The following is a 19,194-nucleotide window of genomic DNA, read 5'->3' on the forward strand; positions in this document are numbered from 1 at the left end:
CACGGCGGCCGCCGACGCGCCGGCGACCCGCTCACGCAGGCGGTCGAGGTCATCCGCGATCTGCCCCTCGAGGTTGTTCGCGTACTCGCGTGAAGCGCCGCGCATCACGTCGCGCGAGAAGCGGATCTTGTCGTCGATCCGTCCCTCGCGAATCGCGTTCGCGGCATCCTTCAGCTTGCGCGCCGTCTCCGCGCGATCGCGCAACGCGTCGCGCGCGAGCTGGTCCAGTTGCTGCTCCAGCGCTTCCACGCCCTGCGCCATCTGCTCCTTCCGGTCGTCGAGCCGTCGCTCACGTTCCGCGCGGTTCTCCCCGTCGCCCAGGCGCGCGACCTCTTGCTGCACCTCCCGCTGCTGGCGGGCGAGCTCGCGCGCGCGCTCGGCCGCCCCCTCGACTCCGCGGGTGGTCTGTCGGCCACGCGACTCCTCCAGCAGCCGTCGCGCCGACTCCAGGCGATCCTGCGCTGCCGTCCCGCTGCCACGCCCCTGCTGCCCGTTGCCGGCCGCCGAGCGTCGCATCGCATTGGCCGCGTCCTGCAGCGCGCGGGCCGTCTCCTGCAGCTCGGGCGACTGTTGTTCCCGCGCCAGGCGCTCGAGCCGTCGGGCCAGCTGCTCGGCCTCCTCGGCCATCTGGCGCCGCCCGCCGCCCCCGCTCCCTCCCGCCGCCCCGGTCTGCGCGCGCTGGCGCGCGCGCTCGTTCTCCTGCTGCTGCCGGGCCGCCAGCCGCTTCAGGCGTTCCAGTGTCTCGTCCACCTCGCGACCGGCTTGCTGCTGCGCCCCGCTCTGCACCTGCTCGTACTGGTTGCGCAGCTTGTCGGTTTCCAGCTCGAAGAGGTCGGCCAGGTCTTCGGCGTCGGCGTTCGCGCCGCCGCCGCCCCCTCCGCCACCGGACTGCATGCCGACCTGCACTTCCCGGAACAGCGCGTCCACGCGCTCCAGCAGCTGCAACGCACGCTGCTCGGGCGCCAGCGCCTCCTTCAGCTTGCGTGTGGCGAGCAGTTCCTCCGCCGTCCCCATCTCCGCCACGACCTTCGGCATCAGCCCCGCCATCACCCGGAAGGTAGTGTCGGCAGCCTGCACGGCCGGCCGCTGAATGCGCGCGAGCGTCTGTTGCACCTGCTCGCGCAACTGCCCCTGCGCGAGGTGGATCGTCGTCACGTCGTTCCGGAACGCGGCGGTCTCGGTGGCCGGCCGGTCGCGCTCGGTCTTGAAGGTGGCCGAGATGATCTCCCGCTGCCGCGCGACCAGCGTCCCCGGATTGTCCCCGCCCTGGCCACTGCCCCCGCCGCCCCCCTGCTGGTTCTGCCGGTACTCGCGGTCGAACGGACGGATGGTCAGGAAGTAGATGTCGGTGGTCGCCCGCTTTGCCCCCGTGACGGCGTCGTTGTCCCACGCCGTCACGAAGTAGGAAACGATATCGCCCGGCTGCAGCCCGAGTTCCTCCAAGAAGAGCGTGTGCCCGGCCGAGAGCTCGCGCGGCCGTCGCCCGCGCCCGTCGGAGAGCACGACCGTCTTCGTCTCGCCGCCATTGACCTGGTAGTGCAGCTCGACGCGCCCCACACCGTAGTCATCCGTGGCCTCGGCCTCGACGAAGACCTCCTCGACGCTCGTCGGGCGCACGTCGCGTCCGGGCTTCCGCACCATCACCTGCGGTGGAAGGTCATCCATCGCGTCGATGACGTAGTCCACGTTCCCCGCCACGCGCGTCCCGTCGGCACTCTGGAGCTCGACCCGGTAGAATCCGTCGCGTCGCACGACAATGGTCGCCGAGAGCGTCGAGTCATCGACCGGCAGCAGCGCCGCCGCCGAATCGCCGTCGAGGACGAGGCGCCCGCCTGCCACCGCGCGCGTCGCGCGCACGCGAATCGTCACCCGGGTCCCCTTCACCGCCGCGATGTCCCCCACATCATCGAGACGCTCGACGGCAAGTCCGGTGTAGGGCGGGAACTGCAGCTCGAGGTCGACGCGACGAACGGCGGGCAGCTCCTTCACCGCCAGCTTGAACGGCGGCGACCGCACGCCGTTGGACTCCACGAAGTACTCGGCGCCCTCCTCGACATCGAACAGTCGCGCGGTGAATCGCGTGGAGTCGCGCGCCGGGCCCATGGGGACGTGCTCCCACTCCCCATTCGCTCCCCGCCTCAAGGAGAGCTCGACGACGTCGCTGGCGAAGCCGAGGAGCCGCGCCCCGATCTCGACGTCGCTCCCCCGCGCCACGGTCGCGTCGCCGGGGGTGACCTCGATGGCGTACACCGGAGCCGCACCGGCGTCGCGCCACGGGACCAGGAGGAGGCGCGCCGACTGGCCCACCCACGACGGACCGAGCAAGACGAGCGCCGCGAACGACGCCGCGATCAGCGCCGAGAGCGCCAGCGCACCACGGGTAACACCGTCCTCCAGGCGACCGACGGCCGGCGTGCGCGCGAGACGGCGAGCCGCGTCGCGGAACAATCCGTGCGTGAGGAGGGCCGAGCGCCCGTCGTCTGGTAACTGGACCTGCGCCACCTCGACCGCACTCAGCACCGCACCGCCCAGCTCCGGGACGCGCTCCTCCAGGTACAGCGCGAGCCGTGCATCGGGCACTCGCCGCACGAGGGGATACACCATCCATCGTCCCGCGACGGCCGCCACGAGGATGCCGAGTCCCCATCTCGCGGCCGTGATCCCCTGCGCGGGAAAGCGGGTCGCCTGGAGGGCGGCGGCAGCGATCCAGAACGCGATCAGCGCCACCCCGAGCGTCACGGCGAGTCCCACCGCCGCGTGCCGCCAGCGCCAACGGCGCCGCAACCCGTTGAGTGCGTCGGCCAGTGGACGCGACGAGCCGCTGACGGTCGGTTCGGCGAAGGTTGCCATGGCTCCGCTCCTACTTCGGCTGTAATCGCCGCTGCGAGACCCGCCCGGCCAGCCAACCCTCGGCAAGCAGGACCAGTGTCGCCACGACCAGAAGGTACCACCAGATCGACTGTCGGCGCTCCTGCTCCACCAGGCGCTGGGCCGGGTCGGCCGTCCCCTGGCTCACGACCACGTCGTCGTCCGGTGCGAGGGCGTTGACGAGCCGCACGGGATCGAAGGTCGCGAACTCGAGCTCGGCCGGGGCGGGGTTGGCCGCGACCAGGCGCGGCCGCTCGTTAGGTACGCCGGCGCGCCGCATCTCGTACCACCCCGCCTGGCGCAGCTCCAGCGCCGGCGGCGCCCCCGCGCCCCCGACGGCGATCCGCTCCCCATCCGGCGTGCGGACCGTGAAGCGCTCCCCTCCATTCGACGCGTTGCGGTCCCCTGCCGCGTCGGTGAGGTCGACCGACTCACCGACCGCGTACGACCCGCGCTCCGGACGGTAGTCCGCGGCATATCGCACCAGCTGGTGCAGGAAGGGGAGGTAGACGGCCTGTCGCGGAAGGTCGTTCCACACTCCGTCCAGGCTGCTCCCCCACGTGATCACCCGGCCGCGCCCCACCCGGTGCTCGGCGAGGGCCACGGCCCCGTCGTCGAACCGGGCCAGGGCCCCGCTTTCCACCTGCAGCGGGCGATACCGGAAGAAACGGGCAGACGAGAGGTCGCCGCTGCGGGCGGCTCCAAAGATCGAAAGCGCTGGGTGCGTGCGATCGAGGTACCCGAGGACGCCGCCACGACCGCCCAGCCGATCGACCGGGTCCCCAACGGCGCCCGGCAGGAGGGCCCCGCCCTCCCCCGCGAAGGCGCGCGACGAGGCCCGCTCGCCTAACGCGCTGAGTATCCCGCCGCCGCCTCGCACGAACTCGAGCAGCGGCGCGCCACCGATGCCCGCGGGGACCCCCGCGTCGTTCAGCAGCACCAGTTGTCGCCCCACCAGGTCCGCCGCCGTGACGCTCCGCGATCTCGCCACTCGCACCTCGAAGGTGGGCTGGTCGCCGATCGCCAGGGCCCGGCGCACGAAGATCCCTCGTTCCGCGGGTGCATCCGAGTGCTCGACCAGCAGGACGCCAATGCTCGGCGGCCGGCGAAGCCGGAACAGGAACGCGTCGTCACCGGGGAAGGCATCGGCGTCGAGCACGACGCGAGCGGGGGCGCCCTCGCCTGCCACCGTCACCGGGGCGAACGTCACCGTCCCCCCACCATCGCTCGGCAGGTCGATGCGCCGTTCGTCCACCGTGCGCCCGTTCACCTCCAGGCGTGCCGCGACACCCTTCACCGCCGGCCCGGCGTTCACCACGCGGGCGCTCACGACCACGCGGTCGCGCGGCGCGCTCGCATCGCGACGCAAGTCAACCGACCGGACGGAGCGATCGGCCACCTCCCCGGCGCCGACGTCGACCGGGACGATCTTCGTCCCCGGCGGGAGCGTCACATCGTCGTCCAGGTCCCACGCGCTGCGCTGGAAATCGCTCACCACCATGACCTCCTTCAGCGGGAGCGCCGTCCCCGCGAGGATCCGCCTGGCGAGCGCCACCGCCGGGGCAAGGCGCGTCCCGGCATCGCTCGGCATGATGGAATCCAGCGCGGAGCGCAGCGCGGCGCCATCGGCCGTCGCCTCGTTCACCGCCGTCGCCCGCACGTCGAAGGGGACCAGCGTCAGTCGATCGCCCTTCCCCAACGAGCCGAAGCGGTCACGCACGGCCCGCTGGGCGGACGTCCACCGCTCACCGTGTCGCATGCTCATGGAGCGATCGAGCAGCACGACCACCTCGGTTCCGCCCCGCCCTCCCGGCGATGCCGCCGCCGTGCGCGCCAGCACCGGACGCATGAACGCCGCCGCCAGGAGCGCGATGATCAGGCATCGCGCGGCGAACAGGAGCCAGTCCCGGATCCGCTGGCGGCTGGCATGCTGGTAGGGCGTGCGCTGCACGAACATCAGCGAGGGGAAGGACACCGCCTCCTTCCGTTCCCTGTGCACCAGGTGCACCAGCAGCGGCACGACAATCGCCGCCAGTGCGCCTGCGAACAGCGGGGCCAGGAAGGAGAACCGCATCACTTCACCGTCCGCAGCCGCTCGCGCCGCAGCAGGTACTCGAACAGGAGCGCATCGAGTGGCTGCGACGTGTCGACGAAGGTGTAGTCGATCCGGTGCTCGCCGAGGCGCCGCTCCAGCGTGGCGATGTGGTCGGTGACCAGGCGCTGGTACGCCGGGCGCAGGCGCGCTGGCACGACGGGGAGCCGCACGCCGCTCTCCGCATCCTCGAAGGTCGCCGCTTCCTCGAAGTCGAAGTGGCGTTCCCGCGGATCGAGGAAGTGCATCACGACGACGTCATGCCCAGCGTCTCGCAGCGGGCCGAGGGCCGCGATGACCTTGTCCGGCTCCTCGTACAGGTCGGAGATGACCAGCATGAAGCCGCGCCGGCGCTGGCTCTCGGCGACCTTGGCGAGCGGGCGCGCCAGCGCGCCCGTCCCTCGCGGGACGGCGCGGTCGATGGCGTGCAGCACCTGCGGCAGGTGCTTGGCCGATGGCGGTACGACATCCACGATGTCGTCATCGAACGTCGCGATGCCGACCCGGTCACGCTGGCGATGGGAGAAGTAGGCCAGCGAGGCCGCGAGATACTTGGCGTACTCCAGTTTCGTCAGCGCGGTCGAGCCGAATCCCATCGACCCCGAGACGTCGAGCAGCACCATGAAGTTGGTGTTCGTGTCGGCCTCGTACTCCTTCAGGAAGTAGCGCTCGGTGCGCGCGTACACCCGCCAGTCGATGTGGCGGATGTCGTCACCCGGCATGTACTGGCGGTGCTCGGCGAAGTCGGTCGAGAAGCCGAGGTGCGGCGAGCGATGCAACCCCGAGATGAAGCCCTCCACCACCCAGCGGGCCACGAGCTCGAGGTTCCCCACGCGCGCGAGCGCCTCGGGGTCGATGAAGCGGACCCCGGGAAGCGCGTCGCGGCCGGACGACGATGGCGAAGCGGGCGACGGCATGCGCTAGAGGCGGGCCTTGGGGAGCGGGACGGCCTCGACGAGGCGCGCGATCACCTGGTCGGTCGTGATCCGCTCCGATTGCGCGTGGAAGTTGGTGAGGATGCGATGCCGGAGCACCGGCGCCGCCAGGGCCTGGATGTCGGCGAACGACACGTGGTAGCGCCCCTGCATCAAGGCGCGCGTCTTGCCACCGAGCACCAGGTACTGCGCCGCACGCGTCGATGCCCCATACGTGACCCACTGCGTGATGAAGTCGGGCGCGGTGGGTGAGGTGGGGCGGCTCGCGCGCACCAGGTGCACCGCGTAGCGCGCGACCGAGTCGGCCACCGGGACGCGCCGGACCAGGCGCTGGAACGCCACGATGTCGGGGCCCGTGATGGCATGGGTGAAGGAGTGCCGCTGGATCGCCGTGGTCGTCTGCACCACCTTGAGCTCGTCGTCCTCGCCCAGGTAGTCGATGATCACCTGGAACATGAAGCGGTCGAGCTGTGCCTCCGGGAGCGGATAGGTCCCCTCGAGCTCGATCGGGTTCTGGGTCGCGAAGACGAAGAACGGCTCCTCGAGCGAGTAGGTGCGCCCCTGCACCGTCACCCGGTGTTCCTGCATCGCCTCCAGCAGCGCCGACTGCGTCTTGGGCGGCGTGCGGTTGATTTCATCGGCCAGGACGATATTGGCGAAGATCGGTCCCGGGACGAACGCCATCCGCCGCCGCCCGGTGTCAGGGTCCTCCTGGATGATGTCGGTCCCCGTGATGTCCGACGGCATGAGGTCCGGGGTGAACTGGATGCGCGAGAAGCGCAGGTCCAGCACCTGGGCCAGCGTGTGCACGAGGAGCGTCTTCGCCAGGCCGGGGACGCCGACGATGAGGCAGTTGCCGCCCGCGAACAACGCGGTCAGCGCCTGCTCGACGACGTGCTCCTGCCCAATGATCAGCTTGCGCAGTTCGGTCATCACCTGCTGCTGCCCCGCGCGCAACTTGTCGGCCAGGGCGAGGTCGTCGGGCGCGTCGAGGGCGACGCCGTCGGGGGCGGTGGTGGTCACGGATCTCCTGGGTCAGTGCGTCATGGCGTACACGATGTAGTTCACCGCCAGCTTGTACGCCTCGTTGGTGAGCGAGATGGGGAGGAAGCCCTCGTCGGACCATTCCATGTAGTCGCCGATGTCATTGTTGTAGTTGGCGATCATCACCAGCCGCTTGGCCGGGTCGTTGTCCTCGAATGCGCCCCAGAACTCGGCCTTCACCCCGTAGTTGGGGTGGTCCATGTCCAGCGACTCGATGCGGAAGAACGAGTCGAAGATGGGATGAGACCGGTCCAGGCGCACGAGCGTGAGGCCGGGGAACGCCTGGTGCCACCGCCGCTCGAAGTTGAACCAGTGCTGCCCGGCGAAGTCGTCGAAGATGAGGAACCCGCCCTTCTGCACGTACGCACGCACCCCGGCGAGTTCCTGCTCGTTCATCGACCAGAACCCCGGTTCCGACACGTAGGCGATCGGGTACTTGAAGAGCTCCGGATCGTCGAAGCCGAGGATGTTGCTCCCCTCGAGATACGGCTTCACCGTCGTGAGCTCCTCGAGGATCTTCATGAAGTGATTCTCGGCACGGGGGTAGTCGTGGTCCCACTTGAGGTCCCACCCTCCGCCCAGCGGCTCGAACTTCACGCGCACGAAGGTGAATCGCCCGTCGTAGGCGACGTTCGGATTCGGCGCGCGCCCGGGGCTCCCCCGCCGTCCGCCTCGGAAGCCCTGGGCGGCGAGGGTGAGCGCAGGGACGAGCATGATCGCGACCATCCACCAGCGGCGTCGGATCCTCATGGGCGTCGCTCCCGCAGCGCCAGCAGCAATGCCTGCGCCTTCTCGAAGTTCGGGGCCAGGTCCAGCGTCCGCAGCACCTCCCGCCGCGCGGCGGCCACGTCGCCGGCGTCGGCGTACGCGCGCGCGAGCTGGTACATCGCTTCCACGCGATCGCTTGGGTCGAGCGCCAATACCGCCTGCCGTTCCCGGATGGCCAGCCCATGCCGGCTCGCCCGCCCCGCCCCCTCGGCCAGGCGTTCGTGCACGGACGCGTCGAACGGGGAGATGTACAACGCGCGCTCGAGTGCGGCGAGCGACGTGGCGGTATCGCCGCGCACTGCCGCCACGGCCGCCAGCTCGAGATTGGCCTCGTACGCCACCTCGCTTCGCTCGCTCATCGCCCGCAGCTCACGCAGCGCCGCCGCACTGTCGCCGCGTACCAGGTGGATGCGCGCGAGGGTGCGATACGGACTGTCCTCGCCAGCGTACCACGGAAAGAGCCCCTTGGCCCGCTCGAGCTCGCGGACGGCGCCGTCCCACTCCTGCCGCTCCGCGTACGACGTCGCTGCGCGCATCGCGTCGGCAAACGCGCCGCCCCATCGGATCTCCCCGTCGCGCTCGCCGCCACGCTCCAGCGCCACCGCCCCCAGCTCTCGCGCGAACCTTCCGCGCACATAGGCATCGAAGCGCGCATCGAGCGCCGCCAGGTCGAGTCCCATCACCTCGCGCATCGCCTGCGGGGTGCTCGCCCCGCGCCGGTAGGCCGCCAGCATCGCCCTGATGCCCGCGATCCCCTTCTCCTCCTCGATCCACTCGGCGACGAGCGACGCCTGATAGTACGACAGGACGACTTCCTGCGGGAAGCGCGGGCGCATGAAGCCGTCGTTCATGTGCGACGGCGGCGCGAGCATCCCGCCCTGGTAGGCCGCCAGGAACTCCGGGGTCACGTCGCTCCCCCACGACGGGCGCGCGCGTCGCTCCTCGTGCACCGACAGGCCTTCCGAGAACCAGCGCGGGACGCGATGATCGCTCGCGCCTAACGTGAAGGTATGCCCGAGCTCGTGCCAGAGCGTCGCCCCCCAGTTGAACTCGCCCACGCGCCGGGCCGCCGGCGAGTCCATCGCGATCACGGGCCCGAAGCAGACCCCCAGCGCCCCGAGCCCCGCCAGCCCCACCGTGCGGACCGAGAAGTCGGCGTGACTGCGGAAGAACTCGATGCGCACCGGCTCCGCCGGGCGATAGCCGTAGCGCGACGCGAGCGAATCGAACGCCTCCTCGGCCAGCGGCGCCACGTACAGCGACAAGAGCGGCGCGTCCTTCTTCTCGATCACGAAGGTGAAGCGCGGCGTCTGCACCTCGACATAGCCGTCGAAGGTGTCGAGCAGGTCGAGCGTGTTCTTCGCCCAGACGTCATAGGGATCGAGGGCGAAGGCCCGATCGAGGTTCGCGCGTCCTTCCGCCATGCGCCCGATGCGCAACTGGTTCACCCCCAGCAGGGCCAGGGCCCGCGCCGCCTTCGGGTCACGGGCCGCCCCCTGCTGGGCGAAGGCGACCGCCTGTCGGTACAGCCGATTCCTCGCCAGGACGTCGGCCAGCGTCACCTCCGCATCCGCTGCCCCCGGGAGCCGGGCGTGCGCCCGCGCGATGGCGCGTGTGAAGTTGGCCGAGTCGCCCGCGAGGAAGCGCGCCGCCGCCAGGGCGATGAGCGGCGACGGCGCCCCGGTGTCGGCCGCCAGCCCCCGGATCGCCTCGGCCGCGGCCTCGTCGTAGCGTTCGACGTCGATCAGGAGGAGCGCCGAGATCGCCCGCGCCTCGGGATCGCTCGGGTTGACCTCGAGCGATTTCCTCACGAGGGTCGACGCGTCGCCCCGCCCGTCGAACGAGACCACGCGCGACATCCCCAGCAGCGCGCGGGGATGCCGCGGGTTGATGGCTAGCACTCCCTCGAACATCGCGCGGGCATCGGTGCCGTTGTACTTCTCGAGAAAGAGGAAGCCCAGCTCGGTGCGCGTGTCGAGGTTGGCGGAATCGCGGGCGATGGCCTCGTCGTACGCCGTGAGCGCGTCCTTGAACAGCTGCGGATCGTCGCGCCCGAGGTACCGGCAGGCGACGGCGACCGCGCGCAGCTCGTCGGCGGTGAGGCGCGTGCGGTTCGCGTTGTAGGCGCCGATGAAGGTGTCGAATGCGCGCATGGCCTCGTCGCGCTGGCCGGCCTCGAGGGCCAGCGTCGCCAGTTGCAATCGGGCCGTGAGTGAGTCCTTCCCGCCCAGCGCGCGCTGATAGGCCTCCCGCGCTTCCGACGCGAGTCCGCGGGCGCGGAGGGCGTCGCCGGTGACGACGTCGGCGTCGACGGCGCCGCCGGAGGCGCGCCGGAAGGCCTCGCCTGCGGCGGCCGCGTCGGCGTATCGCCCCACGTCCATCAGTGCCCGCACCAGCAGCCGGGCCGCGGGGGCGTGTGCACTGTCACGCGCCAGTGCCTGCCGCGCGAGGCTAATCGACTGGTCGTACGCCCCGCGCTGCCTCGCCTCCGCCGCGCGGGCCGACAGGTGCACCGGATCGGCGTCCTGCGCGCACGCGACCATGGGGACCACCGCCGCCAGCAATGCCGTCGCGACTCGCCAGGCGCGCCAACCGCACGTCGCTCGCGTCATGGTCGCCGCCCCTCCAGCGCGCGAAGGGCGCGCGTCCTCTCGGCGAGCTCGATCATCAGCGGCTCGAGCGCCTTCTGGTACTCATCCTCGCGCATCGCCGTGCGCCGGGCCCGTAGCTGCTCGATCCGCCCCTCGATCTCCCGCCGCTCGGCCACCAACCGTGCGACGCGCGGATCGCCCACCGCCGTCGCCCCTCCCCGCGGTTCCAGGAAGGTCGTGCGCGCGCGAGGCCCATCCGGCCCTCGCTCGCTCGCATCGCCGTGCCCCACGCCGTCGCCGTCGTCGTCCAGCACGGCGTGCTCGGTGGCGAGGCGATTCCCCTGCTCGAATACCCGCTCCACTTCGTGGCGGGCGTAGGTGAAGGCCTCGAGCAGGTTCACGCGTCCATCCTTGTCGCTGTCGGCCCCATCCTGCGTGAGCGCCGCCACGAAGTGCGCGGGAAAGAGCGTCGCGTTCTGCTCGCGACCCGAGCGGGTCGCGGCGATAATGGTGCGATTGGGCGCCGAGAGCACCCTGACGAAGTCGCCGCTGGCGCTGGTGGTGTTCACGAAGACGACCGCGACGTCGCGCAGCGGCGCGAGCGCCGTCCGGAAGTCCTCGGCGGAGAGGTCAGGGCCGGGGACGTTGAAGCGCGCGGTGGCGTCCTGCGTGGAGCCATGCCCGAAGAGGATGATCACCAGCCGGTCGCCTGGGCGCGAGGATGCCACCAGTCGTGCGAGGTGGTGCAACACGTTGTCGCGCGTCGAGCGCCCGCGCACGCCGGCACGCGTCGAGTCTTCCCCGAGCACGGTGACGAGAGAATCCGGGACGCCGAAGCGAGCGGTGGCGGCGCGGGCGATGGTGGCAGCCCACCCGTGGAACGCCTCGGCGAGGCGTTTCTCTCCGCCGACCCCGACGACGACGAGGAAGGCGGTGCGCGGGGACTCGGCAACTGCTGCGGGGGGCGGTGCCTGTGCCGCCGCAGTGGCGTGGGGGGCCCCCCCCGATAACAACGCTACCAGCACGCCCCCCCAGGCGCCGTACCATTTCCGCGCAGGCCTCATCGCCCTCGCTCCCATGCCGGTCGGCTTCACGCCGCAGCCCGTTGTCACGCCGACTCCCTTCACCATACCCATCACGCCACCCCCCGCCGCCGCCGCAGCGCCCACTCCGCGCCTAACGCCGACAACAGCAGCACCAGCAGCGCCGGCATGTCCCACAGGTCCTTCCTCTCCACCACCGTCACTCCGCTTGCGCTGTACTGCAGGTCCCTCGCCACGTCCAGCGCGCGCTCGGCCGGGTAGTAGCGTCCCCCCGTCTCCTCGGCAAGCTGCCGCAACAGCGCCGGTCGCATCTCGGCGCCGAAATACTCCGCCGCCGGCGGCGCCACGCGCACGAACGCCGGCTCCGCCAGCACCGTATCGCGCCCGACTACCGCTCGCAGTCGCACCTCGTGCACCCCGTTCCCCTCCGGGACGTAGGTCGTCCGGTACTCCCCATCGCGCTCGACCGCCCACTCCAGCGCCACGTCCTGTGTGACACCGGATGCGGTGGTGATGGTCCCTGCCACCGTGGCCCCATTCGCCCGCAGGAATGCCGAGTCGCTCACCTCGGCGCGGACGGCGATCCCCTCGCCCGGGCCGCTCTCTTCCGCCACCAGCGGCTCCACCCGGTCGGGCACGTCGCTCACCAGCCAGCGCAACATCTGGCGCCAGAACGTCTCGTGCGTCTGGTCGTCGACCGCGATCGCGGCATCCATCTGCCAGAGCCACGAATCCTGTGCCGCAAACACGATCGCCTTGCCGCGGCCATAGCGCTGGAACGCCAGCAGCGGACGCGTCGTGCCGCCGTCAGCGGTCATCCCGTCCAGCAGCACCGTCGCCCCCGGCTTGGGCCGTCCCAGCCGGTTGACCGACGTCAGCGGCGGCAGCGCCTCCCACCGGGCGCGCGTCGCGCTGTCGGTCGCCGCGAGCTGCAATGCGGGGTGTCCGCTCCCCGCCCCGGTCGGCCGCGCGCGCAGCGCCGTGACGACCGCGGCATCGCCCGGCACCCCCTGCAGTTCCAGTGGGAGCGCGTCGCTCACCGCCGTCCCACCGTACCCTCCCTCGCCCAGGGCATCGCGTCCCCCCAACAGGAGCAACCCGCCCCCGCGCTCGCCGACGAAGTCCGCGAGCATCCGAAGCTGGTCGCCCGTGAAGAACGCCGCCTCGACGCTCCCCAGCACGACCGCGCGATAGGCGAACAATTCCTCGCGCGTGCGGGGGAAGCCGGCCGCCAGCTCGAGCGAATCGTCCACACCAAGGCGGAGGAACTTGTCGCGAGAGGAACGGAGGAGCGTGACCAACTGGATGTTGCCGTCCTCCTCCACCGCCCGGCGAAGGAACTTGAGCTCGAAGCGCGGCTCTCCCTCCACGTAGAGGATCTTCTCGCGTCGGTCGCGTACCGCCACCAGCGTCGCGCGCGCATTGTTCTCGGCAATCAGTTCGCCCGGCTGCACCGGAACCTTGACCTCGAGCAGCCGCGCGCCCACCTCGCTGGCGGGGACGCGAATACGGACCGACACCGCCTCCCCGTCGCGCGGCAGCACCGCCGTCGCCGTTCCCACGATCCGCCCCGAGTCCTCCACCACCACCGGGATCCGCGCGCCGCCGTAGCCGCGCTGCACCAGCACCACCTGCACGTACAGCGAGGCGTCGCGCAGCAACGTGCGCGGCGCCTCCACCCGGGCCACTTCCACGTCGCGCTCGAAGCGCTCGCGCCCGATCCCCACCGCATACACCGGAACGCGGCGTGCCCGCAGGGAAAGCAGCTGCTCGGTGAGTCCGGTCTCCCCCGGTGTCGTCGCGGAGTTGTCGGCCCCATCGCTCAGCAGGACCACGCCAGCGGTCGGCACCCCCGTCAGGTCGTCCTCCACGCGAAGGAGTGACGATGCCAGCCTGGTGCGCGTCCCGTCGAATCGAATGCCCGACGCATCCGCGAGGCGCCCGCCCCCTCCCAGCCGAAAGACCCGCAACTGGTAGCGACCGGCCAACGCCCGGAGGAGCGCCGAATCGCTCCCTCCCGCCAGGTGCATCACGATGTCGCGGCGCGCCCCGCCGTCCAGGTCGCGTACCGCCATGCTGCGCGAGTCGTCCACCACGACCGCCACCACGTTGCGCTGCGGGATCGAACTGCTGAGCACGAGGACCGGGCGCGCCACGGCCACCGCGAACAGGGCGATCGCCGTGGCCCGGAGCGTCACCAGCGTCCATCGCGTGGCACGGGACAGCTCACCGGGATGGCGAAGGTACGCCGCGGTGGCGGCCCCGATCGCCCCCGCGGCGAACAGCGCGATCACCCACGCCGGGATCGGCGCGTCGAACCCCAGGCGTCCCTGCGCGAAGGCGAAGGGACGAAACTTGAACAGCAGTTCGACCAGTCGATCCAAGCGCGCCCCCCCTCGCCATCGGCGTTTGGTCGATCCCCGAGTGCACGATGTACGTACGAACCGGTGGAACGTTCCGCTGGGGCACCGGGCGGCGCCAGCACCGCCCCTCCCACGCCACGCCCGTCATCGCCCACGCGTCCCCGCGCTCCAACGTGCGCAGGCTCAGGGCGCTCCGCCCGCTCAAGGGGACGAGCCGCTTCGCCAATCCCACGACGGGAGGGGGTGGCCGACGAGGCGCTACGCCCCGTCCGCGGGTCGTTAGGCGACCGCCCCGCGCGCCTCGTCCAGCACGATCCGGCGCACCGCCTCCGTCCGATAGGCGAAGATCCGGCGCAGCTGCCGCTTCACCAGCGGGAGCGCGATGTCGCCCAGTGGGGCCAACGGAAGCCGGTACCGGACCTCATCATCGATGAACGTCCCCCCTTGCCCGTCGGGGCGGAATCGGTGGGTGTGGTGCCATAGCGCGTATGGCCCCTCGATCTGCTCGTCCACGAATGCGTGCGGAGGGTCCCACGTCGAGATGAGGGTACGCCACCGCATCGGGACGCCGTGAAGCCGGATCGTGTAGTCGATGAGCGTCCCCTCGTGCATGGCGATGGGGAGGGGCGTCCGGATGGCGAAGCCAAGTTCAGGCGGGGTGATCCGCCCCAGGTTCTCCGCCCGGGCGAAGAACTGGAAGACCTGCTCGATCGCGATGGGAAGGTGCAGTGAAGCGGTCAGTCGATGCGTCGGCATGGATGCGGCGGGAGTGCTTCACGGAAACGTCCAGGGGACAAAAGGCAAACGACCGGGTCGCCCCGGTCGTTCCTCCGTGCACATCCGTTCCGTCCCTCAGGCGACGCGCGCCGCCCCGCCCAGGTCGAGCTCCGCGTCGGGGACCACCTTGCGATAGGCCGACACGGCATGCTGCAGGGCGAGCAACGCCGACGCTTCCAGGTCGTATTCCATCGCCAGCTCGCCGAGCCGGGTGGGCGAATGGTCGGTGAAGCGACGGCTCCCCTGGTCGCACCCCTGATGGCGCCGGTTGTACTCGCGCACCGCGTGCCACAGCGCGTTGGCCTTGTGCCACCACTCCTCGTCGCGGTGCGAGGACGCGTTGGCCGCCACGGCCTCGTACGACCGGGCGCTCGAGACGAGGACCTCGTCGCAGATGCAGGCGACGCGGAGCGCCCCCTGCTGCTCATCCTCGTGCGCCCCATGATCGACGAGTCGCGCATAGCGCTGGCGCTGGCGCGCGCACTCCTGCGCTGCGCGGAACATCCGGTCGGCCTGCGTACGGGGCGTCTCGATGACGGGGTTGTCGCCGGTGATCGCTGCTGGACGTTTCGACTTCGGCATACGCGGATGGGGGGAAATGAGGACGGGAAGTTAATAGGGGAGGTGCTCCCGAAGGGAACCCTCCCACCATCACGACCCACCGGTGACGCGCCTCCAAACGGACAGTCATTGGAGGGAACTGGTAACGCGCCACTCTCCACCCCTCCATGCCCCTCCCCGAATTCATCGAAGAGCTCGAGCTCCTCGTCCGCTCCCGTTATGCACTCATCGTGGTCGACACGTGGGAGTACGAGCGCGCGACCGAGGTCCTGCGGCACGTCGCCTCCCGCCTCTCGCTGCACTACTTCGAGTGGCGGCGCTCCAAGGGCGTGCGGCGCGGGAGCGCTCCGGGCGACCCCTTCGCCGATGAGACCGCCCTCCCGACGCAGGCCCTCCGGCACGTGGAGCGGGAGGGGGCCGGCATCTACCACTTCCCAGCGCTCGACGCACACCTCGGCGACCCGGAAGTGGTCGCCCAACTCCATGACGTGGTCGATCGCTTCGCCACGCGACGCGGGGCGATCGTCATCAGCGGTGGCGACGTCCGGCTCCCGGAGTCGCTCCGCCCCCACGCCATCGTGGTCTCCCTCCCGTCGCCGGAGCCGGAGGAATATCGCGCCCTCCTGGAGCGCGTGGTCCGCGACCATGCGGCTCGAATGCCGGTGCGAGTCGACCTCACTCCGACCGATCGCGCTCGCCTCCTGCACAATCTCGCCGGGCTCTCGCTGACCGAGGCGGAGAAGGTTCTCACCCGCCTGATCATGACCGACGGCGCGCTGTCCGCGCTCGACATCCCACGAGTGACGGCGGCGAAGCGCCAGGCGGTGGAGCAGGACGGGCTGCTCGAATACTGGCCCACCGAGACGGGCATGTCCCAGGTGGCGGGGCTGGCGGGACTGAAGAGTTGGTTGGCACGTCGCCGGGGCGCCGTCCTCGAGCCCGATCGCGCCAGCGCCTTCGGCCTCCCCTTCCCCAAGGGGATCCTCCTCCTCGGCGTTCCGGGGTGTGGCAAGAGCCTGTGCGCCAAGTCGGTCGCGCATGAGTGGGGGCTCCCCCTCCTTCGGCTCGACCCCGGCCTGTTGTACGACAAGTACGTCGGCGACAGCGAGAAGAACTTCAAACGCGCGCTCCGGACCGCTGAGCGCATGGCGCCCATCGTCCTCTGGATCGACGAGCTCGAGAAGGCCTTCGCCGCGTCGTCCGGTGAGCACGACGGCGGCGTGTCGCGACGTGTCTTCGGCTCGTTCCTCTCCTGGCTGCAGGACCGGCGCGGCGACGTGTTCGTCGTCGCCACCGCCAACGATGTCTCGTCGCTCCCGCCGGAGTTCATTCGCAAGGGGCGCTTCGACGAGGTCTTCTTCGTCGACCTCCCGCGCGCCGCCGCGCGTCGGGAGATCTTCGAGATCCACCTGCGCAGGCGCGGGTGCGATCCTTCCGCCTTCGCGCTCGACCAGCTCGCTGCCGCCTCCGATGGCTTCAGCGGCGCCGAGATCGAGCAGGCCATCGTCTCCGCGCTCTACGACGCCTTCAGCGCGGGGAGCGCGCTGGCACATGAGCGCGTCGAACACGAACTGCGCGCCACCCGTCCCCTCTCTCGCACCATGTCCGAGCCGCTGGCCGCCCTGCGATCGTGGGCGCGGGACCGGACCGTGCACGCGGATGGCGAAGCACCACCCCTCTCACGCCCGGCGCTCGTGACCTGACGTCGCCCCTCAGGCGAGGGGACGCTCCGCCCGACGGCACACGTCCAGGGGCGCCAACCGCTCGAGCGCGAGGGGAAACCACGCCGAGTAGCGAGCCGGGTCAGCGCGCACCTCGGCCAGCGCCTCGGCCAACGACGACGCGCGCCACGCCTCGACCTCGTCCGCGTTGGGCCGCGGCGTGTCGACGACCCGCGCCACGAAGACGTGATCGTACTCGTGCTCGATGAGCGCCGGGGCAACCTGCGCGCGGTAGACGAACGCGAAGGCCGCCTCCAGCGTGGCGCACTCCACCCCCATCTCCTCGCGCACGCACCGACGCGCGGCATCGGCGGGACTCTCGCCCCGCCGCGGATGCGTGCAGGCGGTATTGGACCACAGCCCGCCCGAGTGGTACTTCCCGGCGGCGCGGCGCTGCAGGATCAGGGCGCCCGACGCGTCGAAGGCGAAGACGGAGACGGCGCGGTGCAAGGCTCCCGTGTGATGCGCCTCCAGCTTCCCCGCCGTCCCGAGCTCGCGATCGTCCTCGTCGACGAGGATGACGGGAGGAACGGCGGTAGTCTCGGTGGGTGGCATCGGCCGCTGGGGTAGTTGACGGACGAGGGGACGCCGGGCGGCGCCTCGAGCGACGCCTCGAGCGACGCCCACTGACGATACGAGCCGTCCCCTCTCGCGAACCGGGTCCGTGACCCGCGCTCGATCAAACGCAGCAGGGCACCCTGGCCAATCGCCAAGGCGCCCTGCTCGATAGCTGGGGCCGGATTCGAACCGGCGACCCCGGCATTATGAGTGCCGTGCTCTAACCACCTGAGCTACCCAGCCGTGTACGTCCCGAGGGAGGGGAAACCTAACCACCTCCCGGCTCGCGTCATAGGGGGGAGCGTTCGCCACGAAGACGATGACGCAAACGCCAGCCGTGCGTCCTAGGAGGGGAACCATCCGGTACGCGCGTTCTCCCTCGAGCCGGTCGCCCCGAACCCTCTCCCAACGAATGCCTCCGAACCCAACACCCACGCCGCGACGCCCCGATGCGGCGGTCCAGGCCATGGTCAACGAGTTCATGGAGGAGAAGCGGCGCGAGGTCGAAGCATCGACGCCCTTCGCTCCGTCCACGGGGATGCGGCACACCCTCGTCGCCATACTCTCGGTGGCCTGCCTCGCCGTCTGGTTCGCCCCGTATCCATCGTTCGCGACTGGCGGACCATCGGTGGACGAACTCCAGCGGGAGCTGCAGCTCGAGGAGGCGAGCGCCCGTGCGAAACTCTACCTCGCCGCCAACAGCGTGGCGCATTTCCGGGCGACCCAGGGACGTCTCCCCCGCACGCTCTCCGAGGCCGGGGTCGCGCAGCACGCGGCGATCGACTATCGCCCCCGCACCGACTCCGTCTTCACCCTATCCACGCACGTCGACTCCGTCACCCTGATGTACGACTCCCGCACTCCCGCCTCCAGCATCCTCGGGCGCAGCGAGGAGCTCATCGCCAAGCGGGGACACTGATGCGCGCGCGTCGAGGGTTTTCCATCCCCGAGCTGATGGTGGTCCTCATCCTCCTGGGACTCCTGGTCCGGCTCGGCTTCCCGCGCTATACCGAGCTGCGGGCGAAGGCGGAGGCCCGCGCCGTCGTCGGCGATGTGCAGGCAGTACGGCTCGCCGCCTACAGCTACAACACAGAGAAGCAGGGCTGGCCGGCGGATGCAGGGACCGGCGTCGTCCCGGCCGAGCTCAAGTCGCTCCTCCCGACCGACTTCACGTTCCAGCGGCAACACTGGGTGCTCGACTGGGACGTGTGGCCGGGCGCGGGGCCCGGAGGATCTTCCGTGATTGGCGTCACGGTGGACGCGAGCGACCCGAAGCTCGTGACCGCCATCCGCTCCGCCGCCAGGCTCGGCATCCCCTACATGACTTCCGGTGCCCAGACGACCTTCCTGCTGGCGGGCTTTGGCGGCAACTACTGACGCGCCGGGTGGGGCAAACGAAAACGCGGTCGGCGCCAAGGGCACCGACCGCGTTCTGTTCGTCGTGCGAAGTAGCGGGGGCGGGATTTGAACCCGCGACCTTCGGGTTATGAGCCCGACGAGCTACCAGGCTGCTCCACCCCGCGTCAGGATGGTGAAATCTAGACGCCGCGGGAGTGAAGTCAAGGGAACGGCCGTGGTCGCTACTGCCCTCCCTTTCCCGGCTCCACGAACCGGTACACCAGCTCCTTGTCGCTCCGCACGAATCCGTTCTCCTCGCGGGCAATCCGCTCCTGCAGCGCCGGGTCGGTGGCGATCCGGCGCTTGAATCGCGCAAGCGAATCCACGTCGTGCTTCAGCGAGTCGATCGTCGCGCGCAGTGCCCGCTCCTTTCCCCGCTGCATGATCAGGTCGGTCGTGGAATACTCCCCGCCCTGCACCGCGAAATACACGGCGAGCAGGCACCCGAGCGCGACGAGGAATCGCTTCATGATGC

15 protein-coding genes and 2 tRNA genes are annotated in these 19,194 nt (G+C 70.7%); 3 read left to right on the plus strand and 14 right to left on the minus strand.

Translation table 11 applies throughout. From position 1 onward, the window contains the following. The 10 genes from ABS52_09040 to ABS52_09085 all read right to left on the minus strand — a co-directional run. Positions 1–2,850: hypothetical protein (locus ABS52_09040; GenBank protein ID ODT03349.1), on the minus strand; the 2,850-nt coding region annotated here is incomplete at its 3' end. Between the two features lie 10 nt (positions 2,851–2,860). Next, the gene (locus tag ABS52_09045) at positions 2,861–4,942 is read right to left on the minus strand and encodes a hypothetical protein (protein ODT03350.1); all 2,082 of its coding nucleotides are present in this window, start codon (positions 4,940–4,942) and stop codon (positions 2,861–2,863) included. Next, a complete protein-coding gene (locus ABS52_09050; GenBank protein ID ODT03351.1) occupies positions 4,942–5,877 on the minus strand; it encodes a hypothetical protein in 936 nt (311 codons plus the stop codon). The genes ABS52_09045 and ABS52_09050 overlap by 1 nt, the downstream gene beginning before the upstream one ends. 3 nt (positions 5,878–5,880) lie before the next feature. Next, entirely contained in the window at positions 5,881–6,918 is a 1,038-nt protein-coding gene (locus ABS52_09055) for an AAA family ATPase (protein ID ODT03352.1), read from the minus strand. Positions 6,919–6,930: 12 nt separating this feature from the next. After that, positions 6,931–7,689, minus strand: coding sequence for a hypothetical protein (locus tag ABS52_09060; protein ODT03353.1), 759 nt, complete (start codon positions 7,687–7,689; stop codon positions 6,931–6,933). After that, on the minus strand, positions 7,686–10,319 hold the full coding sequence (locus tag ABS52_09065) for a hypothetical protein (protein ODT03354.1): 2,634 nt from the start codon (positions 10,317–10,319) through the stop codon (positions 7,686–7,688). Before ABS52_09065 ends, ABS52_09060 begins: the two co-directional genes overlap by 4 nt. Then, entirely contained in the window at positions 10,316–11,107 is a 792-nt protein-coding gene (locus ABS52_09070; protein ID ODT03355.1) for a hypothetical protein, read from the minus strand. The genes ABS52_09065 and ABS52_09070 overlap by 4 nt, the downstream gene beginning before the upstream one ends. A gap of 326 nt (positions 11,108–11,433) precedes the next feature. Further along, positions 11,434–13,725, minus strand: a complete 2,292-nt coding sequence (locus ABS52_09075) for a hypothetical protein (protein ODT03356.1) — start codon at positions 13,723–13,725, stop codon at positions 11,434–11,436. Positions 13,726–13,983: 258 nt separating this feature from the next. Further along, complete coding sequence (locus tag ABS52_09080; GenBank protein ODT03357.1) at positions 13,984–14,460, minus strand: CDP-paratose 2-epimerase; 477 nt, start codon at positions 14,458–14,460, stop codon at positions 13,984–13,986. 96 nt (positions 14,461–14,556) lie between these two features. Beyond that, positions 14,557–15,063 (minus strand): hypothetical protein, encoded by a 507-nt coding sequence (locus ABS52_09085; protein ID ODT03358.1) that lies wholly within the window; start codon positions 15,061–15,063, stop codon positions 14,557–14,559. Positions 15,064–15,209: 146 nt separating this feature from the next. Here ABS52_09085 and ABS52_09090 point away from each other — a divergent pair, with 146 nt between their 5' ends. Further along, positions 15,210–16,745 (plus strand): hypothetical protein, encoded by a 1,536-nt coding sequence (locus ABS52_09090; GenBank protein ODT03359.1) that lies wholly within the window; start codon positions 15,210–15,212, stop codon positions 16,743–16,745. Between the two features lie 9 nt (positions 16,746–16,754). Here ABS52_09090 and ABS52_09095 read toward each other — a convergent pair whose 3' ends face one another. Next, the gene (locus tag ABS52_09095; GenBank protein ODT03360.1) at positions 16,755–17,318 is read right to left on the minus strand and encodes an isopentenyl-diphosphate delta-isomerase; all 564 of its coding nucleotides are present in this window, start codon (positions 17,316–17,318) and stop codon (positions 16,755–16,757) included. 172 nt (positions 17,319–17,490) lie between these two features. Then, positions 17,491–17,564, minus strand: a tRNA-Met gene (locus ABS52_09100). Between the two features lie 223 nt (positions 17,565–17,787). On the opposite strand from ABS52_09100, the gene ABS52_09105 reads away from it, so the two are divergent. After that, positions 17,788–18,240: a hypothetical protein gene (locus ABS52_09105; GenBank protein ODT03361.1), complete on the plus strand. Its 453-nt coding sequence runs from the start codon at positions 17,788–17,790 to the stop codon at positions 18,238–18,240. After that, on the plus strand, positions 18,240–18,698 hold the full coding sequence (locus tag ABS52_09110) for a hypothetical protein (protein ODT03362.1): 459 nt from the start codon (positions 18,240–18,242) through the stop codon (positions 18,696–18,698). The genes ABS52_09105 and ABS52_09110 overlap by 1 nt, the downstream gene beginning before the upstream one ends. Positions 18,699–18,770: 72 nt before the next feature. Here ABS52_09110 and ABS52_09115 read toward each other — a convergent pair. Beyond that, positions 18,771–18,844: transfer RNA gene (locus tag ABS52_09115), tRNA-Met, on the minus strand. A 57-nt stretch (positions 18,845–18,901) separates the two neighbouring features. Continuing rightward, positions 18,902–19,189: a hypothetical protein gene (locus tag ABS52_09120; protein ODT03363.1), complete on the minus strand. Its 288-nt coding sequence runs from the start codon at positions 19,187–19,189 to the stop codon at positions 18,902–18,904. Positions 19,190–19,194 lie beyond the last annotated feature (5 nt).

The organism is Gemmatimonadetes bacterium SCN 70-22 (assembly GCA_001724275.1).
Lineage (GTDB): Bacteria > Gemmatimonadota > Gemmatimonadetes > Gemmatimonadales > Gemmatimonadaceae > SCN-70-22.